This window comes from Pseudomonas sp. S3E12 (assembly GCF_001702295.1).
Taxonomy (GTDB): Bacteria; Pseudomonadota; Gammaproteobacteria; order Pseudomonadales; family Pseudomonadaceae; genus Aquipseudomonas; species Aquipseudomonas marginalis.
In genome coordinates, this window is record NZ_MBDT01000002.1 from 205,069 (window position 1) to 219,584 (window position 14,516).

Below are 14,516 nucleotides of genomic sequence, written 5' to 3' on the forward strand. Positions count from 1 at the left end.
CCTTCGACACGACCGTTTAATCCTCGGGGGGGCAGGTGCTCCCCTTTTTTTTGCCTGATGATCAGGCTACCTCATGGCTCAGAACGCTATCGCCCACTGGCCCATCACCCCTTGGTTGCGGCTGTGGCTGCCGAACTCGGCGGAATAGGTCAGGCCCACGCTGTGTGTGTCCGACAGCGCCATGTCCAGGCCGGTACGCAGCGCCAGGCTGTTACGGTCCAGTGAGGTGCCGCCGATGGTGAAGGAGCTGTCGAAGTCCTCGCGTTTTTCCCAGGCGAAGGACTGGCGCACCCGGCTGCCGATGTCGCCATACAGATGTTTCCAGCTGGTGCTCAGGTGCGGTTTGAGCGTCATTTGGTTGCCCAATGCAACGTCGCGGGTCACGCGTAGACCGAAGGTACTGCTGAGGTTTTGCTGGGTCTGTGCACCGACATCCAATGCGCTATAGCCACCTTTCTCCACAAAGCGATCGCGCTGATAACGCTGGAAACCCAGTGCGGCAAAGGGCTCGGCGCGTAAGCCACCGGTGTGGAACTGATAGCCCAGTTCGGCGAAGGAATTTTGGCTGCGCGCTTTGTACTTGCCCGTGAGGTGTTCGCGGTAATTGATGAAGTCGAAATCGACATTGCGTTGATTCTGCCCGCTATGCCTGCTGTAGAGCGCACCCAGACGCAGTGCCAGCGGCCCGTCCTGACGCACCGCATAAGCGCCCAGATGCCAGCTGTCCAGTTCGCCTTTGAAACGTTTGGCGCTCAGGTCACTGCCCGACTTGCCGCCCACCACGCCGAGCCGCCATGCGTTGTCGGCCGACCAGTCGGCGCCCAGCAGCAAGCCTTGGCTGCGTTGTTTCAAACCAACGCTTGCGTGTTGAGCATCCAGCGTGCCGGCGCCGCCCAAGGCTTGGAGCCATACACGGCTGCCCTCGTCGGTGTCGTTATCCAGCTGACGTACTGCCGACAGCAGGCTGGCGTTCAATTGTTTCATGCTGTTTTGGGTGGCACTGCCCAGGTTGGCGTTCTGACTACCCGCCAATTGCTCCAGCACCGCACCCAATCGCCCTGGCTCCAGGCTGCCCAGGTACTCGCCGTATTGCTCAAGTCGGTATTTTTCCCACTCGTTCAGTTCGTCCGACGCCAGCAGGTCATCCACCGCGGCGTCGAGCACACGGGCGACGCTCAGGCCATTGCGGCTGGTGGCATGGTCAGCGAAGTAGAAGTCATCGGGCGCGGGCAGGGCCGGTTCATAAGGGCTTTTCTCGCTGTGCTCCGCGAGCGGATCGAACCATTCGCTGTCTGGCTCCATGTCGCCCCGTGCCTGTGCGTATTGAGCGCAGGTGGCCCCCAGCGCGAGGGTGATGGCGAGTACGAGTTGTTTCTGAATGAGCGGCATGTAAACCCACCTCTTGATGTATGAGGCGGGGAATTTAGCGGGGCACTCGGGGGATAACTGTCAGGCCAGGCAGTGCTCGTTTGCGGGAGATGTCTCTAGCCTGATGCGGAAAAGAATGCCACAGGATTGGCGCACTAAGGTGGCGGTCGATTGTTACTTGACTGACCTCATCCTCGCCTTACATACCCCTTGCCAAAATGGCGTTCCATCCGTGCCTGGATCAGTTCCAGCCCGAGGGACATGACCCAATAGATGATTGCCGCGGTGCTCAGCATCTCGATGTAGCGATAACTGGAGCGCCCGTAGGATTGCGCCAGGAACATCACTTCCCACACGCCCATCACCGAGATCAGCGACGAGTCCTTGAGCATGGAGATGAACTGGTTGGTCGCCGGCGGGACGATGGTGCGCATGGCCTGGGGCAGGGTGACGTGCCAGAAGATCGAACTGTCGCGCATGCCCAGGGCCAATGCCGCTTCCCGTTGCCCATGAGGGACGCCCAGGATGCCGGCGCGGAAGATTTCGCTCAGGTACGCGCCGTAGTTCAGCGACAGCGCGATGATCCCCGCGACGATGGCGCCCGGCACCAGGCCCAGCTGTGGCAGGCCCAGATAGATCAGCAGGATCTGGATCAGCAACGGCGTGCCACGGAAAAACGACGCGTAGAAGCTGGCGATACCAAAGGCCACGGCACTTTTGGACAGGCGCCCGAGCGCGGTGATAAAGCCCAGCACCGACGAGGCGGCAATCGCACACAGGCACAGGAACAGCGTCAGCGCTGCGCCTTGCAGGAAGCCATTGGGTGCCAGGTGCAGGCCAACCAGGTTGGGCAGCTTGTCGAGAATGATCGAGAACTTCAGGTCAAAGCTCAGGAAGAAACTGGCAAACAGGGCGAACAGCGCCGCCCAGGTCAGGTAAAGCCGCGTGCGAAAGCCCAGCAGGGCGCGCGCAGGTTTTGGGGGAACACTCATTGGCTGATATCGGCACCGATCCATTTTTGCGACAGTTTGCTCAGGGTGCCGTCCTGTTTCAACTGGGCAAACACCTCACGCACCTTGGCGTCCCACTGGGCGTCACCTTTTTCGATGGCCACCGAGTTGGGTTCGGCGTACAGCGCTGCGCCGGCGAGTTTGAAGCGTTTGTCCTGGTCCAGGCGCGGCTGGGCGGTGACCAGGTTGGTGAGGATTGCATCCAGGCGTACACCGGCGCCCAGGCCAAGGTCCTGGAAGGCGACGTTATCGGTGTCGTACGGGGCGATCTGCACGTTCTCGAACGGGTACTGCAACTGGGTGTCCTCGGCGCCTTCGATCACCAGGTTCTTGTTCAGGTAGCTCTCGTAGCTGGAGGCGCTGGTGAGGCCGACTTTCTTGCCGCTCAGGTCCTTGGCGCCGTGGATGCTGTCATCCTTGGCATTGACCACGATCACGGCAGGGGAGGCGTAATACTCCACCGGGAAGTCGAAGACTTCGGCGCGGGCCTTGCTCGGGGTCATGGAGCAAATGCAGATGTCATAGCGCCCGCTCCAGCGGCCGGCGGCGATCACGTCCCACGACGGCGTTTCCAGGCGCAGTTTCACACCGAGCTTTTGCGCGACAGCCTTGGCCACATCGACATCGAAGCCGTCGAGCTGGTTTTGGTCGTTGAGGAACGAGAACGGCGGGTAGCTTTCCATCAGCACGCCCACCAGTTCCTTTTTCTTCTCAACCCGGTCAAGGGTCGCGCCGCCAAAGGCTTGGGTGGAGGCAGCCAGTATCGTCAGGCCCAGGGCCAATAGCGGTTTAAGTTTCAAAATGGGCACCTGAATAAAAAAGAGTTGTTATGAACCGAATTGAACGTATTAAATAGTTATAAGAACGACTCTCATAGTGAGTTATTTTCATAAGCTTATGAGTAAAAAGCATATGGCCGCAGGGAACACAGTAATTCTGGATGGCGGCATGGGCCGTGAACTGCAACGCCGCGGTGCGCCGTTCCGGCAGCCGGAGTGGTCGGCGCTGGCATTGAGCGAAGCACCGCAAGCGGTGGAGGCGGTGCATGCGGCCTATATCGACAGTGGTGCCAATGTGATCACCAGCAACAGCTATGCGGTGGTGCCGTTCCATATCGGCGAGGCGCGCTTTGCTGCCGAAGGCCAGGCCCTGGCGGCGCTGGCGGGTGAATTGGCCAGACGGGCGGTGCAGGCTTCGGGCAAGGCCGTGCGTGTGGCCGGCTCGTTGCCGCCGCTGTTTGGTTCGTATCGGCCTGATCTTTTCGAGCCGCAGCGCGTGTCTGAGTTGCTGACGCCACTGGTGCAGGGCCTGGCACCCCATGTCGACCTGTGGCTGGCGGAGACCCAGAGCTCAATCGTTGAAGCGCGGGCGATTCATGCGGGCCTGCCGAAGGATGGCAAGCCGTTCTGGCTGTCCTTCACCTTGAAAGACGAAGACACCGACGAAGTACCGCGCCTGCGCTCCGGCGAACCGGTGGCGGACGCGGCCGAAGCGGCAGCGCAATTGGGCGTCCAAGTGTTGCTGTTCAATTGCAGCCAGCCGGAAGTGATCGGCGCGGCGATCGATGCCGCACGCCAAACCTTCGAGCGGCTGGGCGTGGCGATTCGGATCGGCGCCTATGCCAATGCCTTCCCGCCCCAGCCCAAGGAAGCCACGGCCAATGATGGCCTGGACCCCTTGCGCGAGGATCTCGACCCACCGGGCTACCTGCAGTGGGCTGCGGACTGGCAAACGCGGGGTGCCAGCCACTTGGGCGGGTGCTGCGGGATCGGGCCGGAGCACATTGCGGTGCTGGCCCAGAAGCTGGGGTAAGCCTTAAAGCGCCTGGCGGCGACACTCCGCCAGGCCCTTCAACTGCCCGGAACCTGCCTGGTTCGCCTCCGACAACCACGCCTCAAACCCCGCACCCACCGTCGGCCATTCCGAATCCAGGATCGAATACCACGCCGTATCGCGGTTCTGCCCCTTCACCACCATATGCTGGCGGAACACCCCTTCAAAACTGAACCCCAACCGCTCAGCCGCATACTTGGAGCGGGCATTGCCGTTGTTGCACTTCCACTCCAGGCGGCGGTAGCCCTGTTCGAACGCGTATTTGGCCAGGAGATACACCGCCTCGGTGCTTTTGGGTGAGCGTTGCATCGGCGCGCCGAAGGTGACATGCCCGATTTCGATACGGCCCTGGGCCGGGACGATGGACATCAGGCTGAGGATGCCCTGCACCTGGCCGGACGCACGGTCGACCACGCTGAAGAAATACGGGTCGCTGTTCGCCGCATGGTTGTTCAACCACGCATCAAACGCGGCGCGCTCGGCAAACGGGCCGTAAGGCAGGTAATCCCACAACTTGGGGTCGGCACCGGGGCCTTCGAGGGCTTGCCACAATTGATCGGCGTGGCGGGCCGGGTCGAGTTTTTCCAGGCGGATAAAGTGCCCTTCGAGCAGTTGCGCGGTGGGCGCCGGGGCGCCTTTCCAGTCGGCGAGGGAAGTGGACATGCTGCGCTCCTTAAAGACCTTTGCGAAATTGAATGAAGCCAGGGCGTTCGGCGATGCGCTCGTAGAGCTGGATCGCGGTGGCGTTGGTCTCGTGGGTCAGCCAGTGCACCTTGCAGCAGCCGTCGGCCTTGGCAGTGGCGTAGACGAACTCGATCAGTTTACGGCCGACACCGGTGCCGCGCTGGGCCGGGTCCACCAGCAGGTCCTGCAGGTAGCAGGAGTTCTCGATGCTCCAGTTGGAGCGATGGTAGATGAAGTTGACCATGCCCACCGCCTTGCCATCCTGCCAGGCCAGCGCGGAGTGGGTCGGCTCATGGGCATCGATCAGGCGCTGCCAGGTGCTTTGGCTGACGGCGTCCGGCAGTTCGGTGTTGTAGAACGTCAAGTACGCCTGCCACAGCGGCAGCCAGGCGGCGTGGTCGGTTGCGGTGACCTGGCGGATCTCGATCTGGCTCATTCTGGAACTCCTTAGGGAATAAAGCGCGCGAGGGTCTGGTCGCGTATATCGGCGCTGGCGGCCAGGCCGTCGCGCACGCCGGCGATGTCCGCCGCGCTGCGGTTCTGGCTGAGTTTGCGTTTGCCGATCAGGCGCTCGATCGGCAGGCTGAAGCCGACAATGGCCTTGAGCATGCCGTCAATGTAATCAGCCGGGGCGTCGCTGACCTTCCATGGCTGGGCGCGATTGCCCTCGTGGCGGTCAGTGAGGGCGCTGACCACGCCGAGCAGGCGCTCGGCATCGGTAAACACCTGGGCCTTGCCATAGGCATGCACCGCGATGTAATTCCAGGTGGGCACCACTTTGCCGTGCTCGGCCTTGGCCGGGTAAAACCCTGGGCTGACATAGGCCTCGGCACCGGCGAAGATCACCAGGGCTTCGCTGCCGTCTTGCAGGTCCTGCCACTGCCGATTGGCCTTGGCCAGGTGCCCGTACAGCGTGCCGTTGGGGCCTTCATCCGGGTTGAGCAGCAGCGGCAAGTGGCTGGCCTGCAGGCCTTGCTCGCCAAAGGTGACCAACTGCGCCAGGCGTGTGTGCTGGATCAGTTGCTGTATTTCGGGCAAGTCGTCGAGGGCAAAGGCGCGTGGTGTGTACATGAATATTTTCCTTGGCGAATGCCTGCATCCTAGGCAGGCTAATGGTTCGTTGTAAGAGCCATCTTCGGCCAATTTCATAGGTCCAATATGATGTCGCCCATTTCGCCGCCGCTGTCCTTCAACCCTGCCGGTATCGAGCTGGATCGACGCCAAGGCCTGACGCGCCAGCTTTATGAAGCCCTGCGTCAGCGCGTGCTGGATGGACGCCTGGCCAGCGGTACGCGCCTTCCCGCCAGCCGTGACCTGGCCGCTGCGTTGTTGATTTCCCGCAACAGCGTCGTGCGTGCCTACGATCAGTTGTACGCCGAGGGGTTTGTCGAAGGCCGTGTGGGTGATGGCACCTATGTCGCCCAGTTGCCCACGGCAAAAAAACTATCCACAAAAGTATCCACAGGCTTATCAACAAGCTTATCCCCAGCCTTATCCACAAAATGGCTGGATTTGCCGCACGATCTCGACGGCGAAGTTATCCACAGGCCGGCCTTGGGGCGCGTGCACAGTCACCATTTGCCACAGCCGCCGGCGGGGCCGCCCAAGGCATTTCGCGTGGGCGTGCCAGCCTTCGATCTATTCCCTTTCGAGGTCTGGGCCAAGCTCAACGGGGCGTTCTGGCGCAAGCCGGACCTGGCGCAGCTGTGCTATGGCGACCCGGCGGGTGACAGCCGCCTGCGCGGCTTGATCGCCGCTTACCTGCGCAGCTCACGGGGCATGCAATGTACGGCTGAGCAAATAGTGATCACCAGCGGTGCACAACAGGCAATCAGCCTTTGTGCACAGCTGCTGGTAGAGCCTGGTGATGGGGTAGCGGTGGAAAACCCGGGCTATCGGGCCGCCGGGCACGCGTTCGCACTGGCCGGTGCCAATCTGCAGGGCGTGCCGGTGGACAGCGACGGCATCGATTGCCAGGTCCTGAATACCTTGGGTGATTGCCGTCTGGCCTATGTCACGCCCTCTCACCAATACCCGCTGGGCGTGGTGATGAGCCTGGCGCGGCGCCTGGAGTTGCTGGCCTGGGCCGAGCGCACCGGCGGTTGGATCGTGGAGGACGACTATGACGGCGAATACCGCTACAGCGGCGCCCCCCTGGCGCCCCTGGCCGCGCTCGACCGCAGCGGCCGCGTGCTGTACGTCGGCACCTTCGGCAAGGTCGCATTCCCGGCCTTGCGCCTGGGCTATCTGGTGTTGCCGCCAGGCCTGGTCGATGCCTTCTCACGGCGCCGTGCGGTGGATATGCGCCACTCGGAAGTCAGTACCCAGGCGGTGATGGCCGAGTTTATGGCGGCCGGGCACTTCCAGCGGCATATCCGCCGGATGCGGCGCGCGGCATTGAGCCGGCGCAATGCCTTGCTCGCCGGGTGGCCGCGCGGTCTGCCGGGGGTGGGCGAGTTGCCCGTTATCGCCGCAGGGCTGCACATGACCGTGCGCGTGGACAGCCTGGCCCGCGAGCAACAGCTGCTTGAGCAAGCCCGTGCCGTGGGTGTCGAAGTCAATGGTTTAAGCAGTTACTGGCTGGCGCACTCCACCACTCCGGCAGACCAGCGCGCCGGCCTGGTGCTGGGGTTTGCCGCCGTACCTGAGACGGCCGTTGCCGAGGCCCTGGCAACCTTGCGCAGGGCCTGGCAGCACGATTGACGGTCAGGCCTGGAAAAACAACGAACGGGCCAGGATCGGGCTGATTTCACTGCGATAAATCGCGATCTGGTCACGGTCGCTCAAGCCCGTGCGGTGCACAGCGCCCCCCAGTTTCTGCTGGTCGCGGGTCTTGAGGTGGCCGGCGGTGTAGTGCTCCAGCGCCGCCTGGGGAGACTCATAGTGAAAGTGCGCATACCAGAGCACCGCATGGGTCTGGTGATCACGCACCTCATATTCGTCCAGGTAGTTTTTGCCGGGGCCCTTGAGCCGCCGCCGCGTGACCACTTTGGCGATTTTCACCAGGCCTTGGCTGTGCAGCCACTCCACCCGTGCCGCCGTGGGTGGTTGTTGTTTGGTCATGCTGATGCGAGTGCTTGTGCCCAGTTCGTATAGCCGTTGTGCGGCGTCATTGAGCCGGCGGTTGAGGGCGGCGGCGGGCGGGCGGTCGCTTTCCGTGAGGTTGAGCCGGGTCAGCGCCTCTTCGATCGTGGCCACTGCGTGTTCCAGGCGTGCGGCGTACTGGTGGAACATCTCTTCGATTTCCACCGGAATACGTCCGGCTTTCTTCGCGTGGTCCAGGGTGCGCAGGGTGGCGGCGGGCTCTTCATTCAGCAGGCTCTGGGCGGCGTCGATGCTGGTGCCCAGGTCGATCACCTGGGGCTCTCGGGGGCTTGAGGGTGTGCTCTGGCGTTCGACCCAGACCCCAGGGGTTTTTTCGTGGAAGGTCGCGATGAGCTTGCCCGTCACCGGGGCCTTGACGTCCACCAGGCCGCTTTCGGCTTCACGGGGCTCGCCCACCACCAACCCGTTGAAGCGTGTCTTGATGACTTTGCGCTTGGGTGTCGGGGGGGCTTTTGATGGGCCAGGCTTGGGCTCCAGGGCTTTTCGTTGCCTGATCAACAGCGCCAGCTCATGCACCGCCTGTTGGTTGAATTCATCGATGCGTTGGCGCAGGTGTTCCAGGGGTTCTCGCTGCACCTGTTCCGGGTGTTCGGCGTGCAGGTCCAGCAGGCGTTGGTCGACAATTGCGAACTGGTCGACCAGGCTGTTGAGCACTTCAATACGCTCGTGCAGGTCGCTGATGCTGGTTTCCACCAGGGTCTCGATCCACGTTTGCACCGTGAGATCGGCGTTATCCACGATGTCATTGAGTTGTACCCGTGCGTCGGTGAAGGCCTCCCCGCTGCCTTCGCCAATACACAGGTAGCGGCTGAGGGTGAGTTGCATGGCCTTGAGGTCGTGCAGCTTGAAGTCGGGCAGGGCCTGCACGCTGGTCTGGATGACCTTGGCACCCTCTATGCCAAGGCTTTCCAATTGGCGATAGCGCGATTGCGCATACTCCATGCGGTTGATCATATCCAGGTTCAGCTTCGCCATCGTCTGTGCGATCTCGTTACGCTGCTTGATGTCCAGGGCGGTGACGGCTTCCATGTCTTCCACCGACACCAGCAACTTGTCGCGAAAGACCGGCAAGCGTTCCGAGATGGCCGAGCGGGTCAGCAGCAGTTGTTTGTTCAGGTAGTCGATCATCGAACTCTGGTAGTTGGGTACCGAATCGATGACATTCAGCGAGCGCAACTGGCGAATGGGCACGTCATAGTCGGCCAGGCGGCTGTCGACCTTGTCGAGGAACGCCTGGCGCTGGCGATCGGAGGAGGGCCCGGGCAGCGGGTCTATCGCGGCGTGGGCCTGGGCGACTTCAGCTTGCCCGCGCCGTTCGTCAGCATCGAATTGGTTGAGTTTCTGCCGGAGGTCGGTGATCCGCGAAGGTACTTTGCCGCGAGCCGATTGCCGGCGATTCCTGAAACCGGCACCGCGCAGGCGCAGGCGAGTGTCGACAAACCATTGCCCGGCCAGGTTGCTCACCAGCAGCGGGCCGATGTGAGTGGGGCGGCCCGGATCGACGACCATGACATTGTCGTGCTCATCCACCGCCACCTCGAACCAGCGTGCGCCCACCGGCGCGTACCATTTATCGGCAAGCGCATAGAGATGCAGGTGCGGCCCTGTTTCCTTGACGGCTTCCCCCAGCCCGTCGGGCCTGGCCACTTTGAAGCGGTCCAGTGTGGCCCCCAGGCTTGTCGGAGAACGTTGGAGTGCGCCGCTGTTGTACAGCGGGCCTTGATGGCGAGCGGGCGGTTCGGCGTCGGGCAAGTCGGGGCGGCGCATCACGGGGATCCGGTGCTCCGGCGGCAGTCTGGTTTCCGGCGCCTGAGTCGGGGTGGCTTCCTGTTTCGGCAACGTGGCCTTGGGCGTCTTTCGTACCGGCGGATGGCGCAGGGCGACGTGCAGCACCAGGGCCATGCCCAGGTTGAGCAGCAGATCCACCTGGGCTGTCCAGGACACCTGCCCGTCAGGCTCCGGCTCCGCCTGGGTGGTCGCCTGCAGGTCGTCCATGATTTGCCAGATCCAGGCCGCGATGCCCACGGTGCGGCCCATGAATGGCAAGGCCGCGCTGAAAATCAGCCAGCCGGCTTCTCGATAGCTTGCCCAGCGTTTCTGAGCGTTGGACACCGATTGCCGCGTCGCCAATTCAACCATCGCGTTGGCGTTGTCCCTGAACAGCGTCGCCAGGCTGTCGTTGCCCACCACTTCGTCGCTCAAGGCCAGGGGGCCGCTCATTTGCACCACCACTTGCGGCTCCACCAACCCGCGCACCACGGTCCACGGCGAAGGTAATGCGGCAGGGAAGACATACTGCTCGTAGTTGAAGCGCACATCTTCGGCCAGCCAGGCCAGCACCGAGTCGCGCAGGGTGCGGTGATGCTTGATGGCATACAACAGGTTTTGCCGTGACGGGTACTGGATCAGCACCGGCTCCAGCAGTGGGCGGTACAACAGGCAAGGGCCTTGGGTGTGGTCGCGGGGGCCGATCACAAACATATTCGCCACCCCATCCTGCGCCTGGCTGGTGCGCAGGGTGGGAATGAACGCCAGGCGCCGGATGACGATCTCTTGCCCCTCGACCTGCCGTTCATGGGCGTGTTCCTGCACCGCGGCAGCGATATAGCGATAACCGCGATCATCGATGCCGTGCAGGCCCTGGATTTTCCACTGCAAGGCCAGCAGTGGCAGTTGCACCCGCAAGTGCGAGGTGTAGAGGGTTTGCCGAAGCCTCGATTGAACGGGGTCGTCGAGCAGGGTGTGTTTGATCAGCGTCGGGTAGCGTTCACCGATGTCGAGGGTTTCGATCACGTCCTTGAGGTAGTTGTACGTCAGCCATTGCGGCCCCTCGCCGCCGTTGTAGTGCACGCTGGACGTACCGGTGGGCAGCCCGGTGAGGTTTTCCAGGGCCAGGTCGATCAGGCTGCGCCGGGTGATGTCACTGGTTCCGGGCAGCACGAAGGTGCCCCAGACCACCGGGCTTTCGATGCTGATCTCTATCTTGTCCAGGTTCAGGCTCGCGCCATTTGCATGGGCCTTGATCCGGTTTTGCAGTTGCTGCCGGGCGTAGTCGCGGATCGGCGGGATACCGTCCTGGAAAGACTGCCCGTGGTTGTGGGTATGCAGTTCCGCCAGCTCGATCACGTAACGGCTGTAGGTCGATACGTCCAGGTCCGAGGCATTGGCAAGCCAGTCGGGAAGTTGCTCGTGGATCTGGTGGATGCTCGACAATGAGTGATCGCTCAAGTCTTCAATCACCGGCAGGATGCGCGCGACGGCCTGGCCGGTGACGGCAGCCGTGGCGGGGGCTTCAAGTTCGGCGGAGCCAATTGATCCGATGGCCTGCAATTGCAGGGCGATCAGGTTGCACGCCAGGCTGTCGAAAAAATCCCCGGCGGGTTCGTACAATCGCCATTGCACGGTTACCTCCCCGTCAGCATGAGTCAGTGCCGCGGGCAAGGCTTCGCCGAGCTTTTGCAGTGACTCGAATTTCTCGTAGCCGTTGATCAGCGAATACGTCAGGACCCGCTGGCGTTGCTCATGTACCCCGATCAGCACCGCGATATCCGACAGGCCGACGTGAGTGGAGCGGTTGTTTTTCAGGCCATCTATATCGATCAGGTAAGCGTGTGTCTGGAATGTGTCGAAGTTCCGACGCTTGGTCCGGTCTGGAAAGTGGAACAACGTCCTGGCCATGGCGCAATCGTGTTCATCCCAGCCGTCCTGCGCGGTGACGTTCCAGACTTTGCGCAGGGAATGGGAGAGCGTTTGCCAGCGTGGGCCCGCCAGGCCGTTGGAAGCGTTCCAGTAATCAAGTTGCTGCTCCTGGAAGGCGGTAAAGATCAGCGCCGCCAGCTCATTGATCAGCCGCGCAATGGCATCGATCTGCACCGGCAGGTGCACGGCGGGCTTGGCCTCGGGTTCCAGGGTGAGGAAGTGTTCGCCGTCGATATAGATCACCGGCTCGGGCGCCAGAGCCTGGTTGGCCAGCACCGAGGTCAGCGATTGCGCGATGGCGGGTGCGGATTGGATGACATCGCCAACGATGCGCCAGCGCGGCGTGATGACCATGGCCAGGTCAGGGTCGATAGCGAGTGTCGGGTATTGCTCCATGAGGGACGAACGCAACAGGTTGGCGGCAACGTCGCGGATCGACGGGCCGACGCTCAGTTGCGTCAGCAGCTCATAGCTGCTGGGCGGGCGATTGTTGCTAGGGAGTGAATCGTTGGGCATCTGCAGCTCCTTGGCCTGGGTCGGCATGAAGAGCTGCAAGGTAATTGGCGCTGCGGCCGGGCGGTCGGTAGATAAGTCATCATGGCCGGGAAGCGCACTTCCCGGCCACATTTGCTCAGGTCCCGGACTTGATTTTGGACCAGGCGCGGGTCCTGGCGCGTTCGGCGTCGCGTCCCAGGGGTTTCAAGGTATAGAGCGTGGCCATCGCGGCTTCGGTGGGGTACAGGTTGGGGTTGTTGCGGATCGCCGGGTCCACCTGCCCGGTAGCGTCTTTGTTCGGGTTGGGGTAGCCGACAAAATCACTGATCGGCGCAATAACGTGCGGTTGCAGCAGGTAGTTGATGAAGGTGTAGGCGTCCTGGGGGTTCTTCGCGCCCTTGGGAATGGCGAGCATATCGAACCAGATCGGCGCGCCTTCCTTGGGCAGGCGCATGTCCACGGTCACGCCGTTCCTGGCGTCCTTGGCGCGGTTGGCGGCCTGGGAGAAGCTGCCGGAGTAGCCGACGGCGACGCAGATGTCGCCGTTGGCGATATCGGCCATGTACTTGGAGGAGTGGAAGTAGGTGACGTACGGGCGGATCTTCAGCAGCAAGGCTTCGGCTTTTTCATAGTCCTTGGGGTTGTTGCTGTTGGGGTCCAGGCCCAGGTGCTGCAAGGCCAGGGGCAGGATCTCCGAGGGTGAATCCAGCAGTGCCACGCCGCATTGCTTGAGCTTGCTGATGTTTTCTTCCTTGAAGATCAGGTCCCAGCTGTCCACCGGTGCATTGGCGCCCAGTGCGGCCTTGACCTTGTCGGGGTTGAAGCCGATCAGGATGGTGCCGTACATGTAGGGCACGGCGAATTTGTTGCCCGGGTCGTTGGCCTCGATCAGCTTCATCAACTTGGGATCGAGGTGGTTCCAGTTCGGCAACTGGCTGCGATCCAGGGCCTGGAACACTCCGGCCTCGATCTGCTTGGCCAGGAACACATTGGACGGCACCACCACGTCATAGCCGGAATTGCCGGTGAGCAGCTTGGCTTCCAGGGCTTCGTTGGTGTCGAAGATGTCGTAGACCAACTTGATCGACGGGTTTTGAGCCTTGAAGTCGTCCAGGGCCTTGGGGGTGATGTAGTCGAACCAGTTATAGACCCGCAGGGTTTTTTCTTCAGCGTGCGCGGCGGTGCTTAATACGGCGGCGCAGAGCACTAGCGACTTGAGCATATTCATTCGACTGCCCCTTCAAAACCTTCGAGAACGTTGACGGCATTGATGCCGATTTCTTCTACCGCGTAGCCGCCTTCCATCACGAACAGCGTCGGCTTGCCCAGGCGGGCGATACGCTTGCCCATGGTCAGGTAGTCGGGGCTGTCGAGCTTGAACTGCGAGATGGGGTCGTCCTTGAACGTATCGACGCCCAGGGACACCACAATGACGTCGGCGCCGTAGCCCTCAATCGCCTGGCAAGCCTGTTCCAGTGCGGCGCTCCAGGTGTTCCAGCCCGAACCGGCCGGCAACGGATAGTTGAAGTTGAAACCCTCTCCTGTCCCGTCGCCGAGCTCATCGGCATAGCCGAGAAAAAACGGAAACTCGGCTTCCGGGTGCCCGTGGATCGAGGTGAACAGCACATCGCTACGCTCATAGAAAATCGATTGGGTGCCGTTACCGTGGTGGTAATCCACATCGAGGATCGCAACCTTCCTGTGGCCCTGATCGAGAAATGCCTGGGCGGCGATGGCGGCGTTATTGAGGTAGCAGTAACCGCCCATCAAGTCGCTGGCGGCGTGGTGTCCCGGTGGCCGGCACAGCGCGAAGGCACTGTGGGCGCCTTGCTGGATCGCCCGTTGCGCGGTCAGCGCCACCTGCGCCGCACTGTAGGCTGCCTGCCAGGTGCCGGCGGTAATCGGCGCGCCGCCGTCGAAGCTGTAGTAACCCAACTGGCCGTGGAGGCTGGTGGGCATGACGGCGCGCAAGGTACGGGCGGGCCAGGTATAGGGCAGCAGGTCGCCGTCCTGGCCGAACTCGACCCAACGGGCCCAGGCACCTTTGAAAAAATCCAGGTATTCGCGGCTGTGGATGCGTTGCAAGGGGGCCAGGCCAAAGTCCTGCGGGGCTTGCACCGGGCCGAGCTGGCGGTCCTTGACCCGCTGCAGCACATGGTCGGCGCGGGCGGGCATTTCGAAGCAGGGCATCAATTGCCCGTCCATCAATTCACAACGGCCGTGGTGCAGATGATGATCGTCCGAGTAGATCGTCAGCATTGTTTTTGTTCTCCGCAGGCTGCTTGGGATGCCTTGCAGTGTTGCGGCGTGGGCAGGTTTGGA

The 14,516-nt window shown here is 62.2% G+C and carries 11 protein-coding genes; 2 read left to right on the forward strand and 9 right to left on the reverse strand.

All coding sequences use genetic code 11. The features are described from left to right. Positions 1 to 78 precede the first annotated feature (78 nt). The 3 genes from BB029_RS00990 to BB029_RS01000 form a co-directional block, all read right to left on the reverse strand. Positions 79 to 1,389 carry an autotransporter domain-containing protein gene (locus BB029_RS00990; protein ID WP_065937944.1) on the reverse strand — a complete coding sequence of 437 codons (1,311 nt, stop codon included), beginning with the start codon at positions 1,387 to 1,389 and terminating at the stop codon, positions 79 to 81. Between the two features lie 167 nt (positions 1,390 to 1,556). Beyond that, entirely contained in the window at positions 1,557 to 2,360 is an 804-nt protein-coding gene (locus BB029_RS00995) for an amino acid ABC transporter permease (RefSeq protein WP_065937945.1), read from the reverse strand. Further along, positions 2,357 to 3,178 (reverse strand): ABC transporter substrate-binding protein, encoded by an 822-nt coding sequence (locus BB029_RS01000; RefSeq protein WP_065937946.1) that lies wholly within the window; start codon positions 3,176 to 3,178, stop codon positions 2,357 to 2,359. Before BB029_RS01000 ends, BB029_RS00995 begins: the two co-directional genes overlap by 4 nt. 112 nt (positions 3,179 to 3,290) lie before the next feature. Here BB029_RS01000 and BB029_RS01005 point away from each other — a divergent pair, with 112 nt between their 5' ends. Further along, the gene (locus tag BB029_RS01005) at positions 3,291 to 4,190 is read left to right on the forward strand and encodes a homocysteine S-methyltransferase family protein (RefSeq protein ID WP_065937947.1); all 900 of its coding nucleotides are present in this window, start codon (positions 3,291 to 3,293) and stop codon (positions 4,188 to 4,190) included. Between the two features lie 3 nt (positions 4,191 to 4,193). Here BB029_RS01005 and BB029_RS01010 read toward each other — a convergent pair whose 3' ends face one another. From BB029_RS01010 to BB029_RS01020, 3 genes are read right to left on the reverse strand one after another with little or no spacing between them, the layout of a single operon-like run. After that, complete coding sequence (locus BB029_RS01010) at positions 4,194 to 4,874, reverse strand: GNAT family N-acetyltransferase (protein ID WP_065937948.1); 681 nt, start codon at positions 4,872 to 4,874, stop codon at positions 4,194 to 4,196. Positions 4,875 to 4,884: 10 nt separating this feature from the next. Continuing rightward, positions 4,885 to 5,331 (reverse strand): GNAT family N-acetyltransferase, encoded by a 447-nt coding sequence (locus BB029_RS01015; RefSeq protein ID WP_027608229.1) that lies wholly within the window; start codon positions 5,329 to 5,331, stop codon positions 4,885 to 4,887. An 11-nt stretch (positions 5,332 to 5,342) separates the two neighbouring features. After that, entirely contained in the window at positions 5,343 to 5,966 is a 624-nt protein-coding gene (locus BB029_RS01020; protein ID WP_065937949.1) for an FMN-binding negative transcriptional regulator, read from the reverse strand. A 90-nt stretch (positions 5,967 to 6,056) separates the two neighbouring features. Here BB029_RS01020 and BB029_RS01025 point away from each other — a divergent pair, with 90 nt between their 5' ends. Then, a complete protein-coding gene (locus BB029_RS01025; RefSeq protein ID WP_065938055.1) occupies positions 6,057 to 7,598 on the forward strand; it encodes a PLP-dependent aminotransferase family protein in 1,542 nt (513 codons plus the stop codon). A 3-nt stretch (positions 7,599 to 7,601) separates the two neighbouring features. On the opposite strand, the gene BB029_RS01030 is transcribed toward BB029_RS01025, so the two are convergent. The 3 genes from BB029_RS01030 to BB029_RS01040 form a co-directional block, all read right to left on the reverse strand. Beyond that, complete coding sequence (locus BB029_RS01030) at positions 7,602 to 12,215, reverse strand: dermonecrotic toxin domain-containing protein (RefSeq protein WP_065938056.1); 4,614 nt, start codon at positions 12,213 to 12,215, stop codon at positions 7,602 to 7,604. A 115-nt stretch (positions 12,216 to 12,330) separates the two neighbouring features. Then, complete coding sequence (locus BB029_RS01035; protein WP_065937950.1) at positions 12,331 to 13,422, reverse strand: polyamine ABC transporter substrate-binding protein; 1,092 nt, start codon at positions 13,420 to 13,422, stop codon at positions 12,331 to 12,333. Then, positions 13,419 to 14,453, reverse strand: a complete 1,035-nt coding sequence (locus BB029_RS01040; protein ID WP_065937951.1) for a histone deacetylase family protein — start codon at positions 14,451 to 14,453, stop codon at positions 13,419 to 13,421. Before BB029_RS01040 ends, BB029_RS01035 begins: the two co-directional genes overlap by 4 nt. Positions 14,454 to 14,516: the final 63 nt, after the last annotated feature.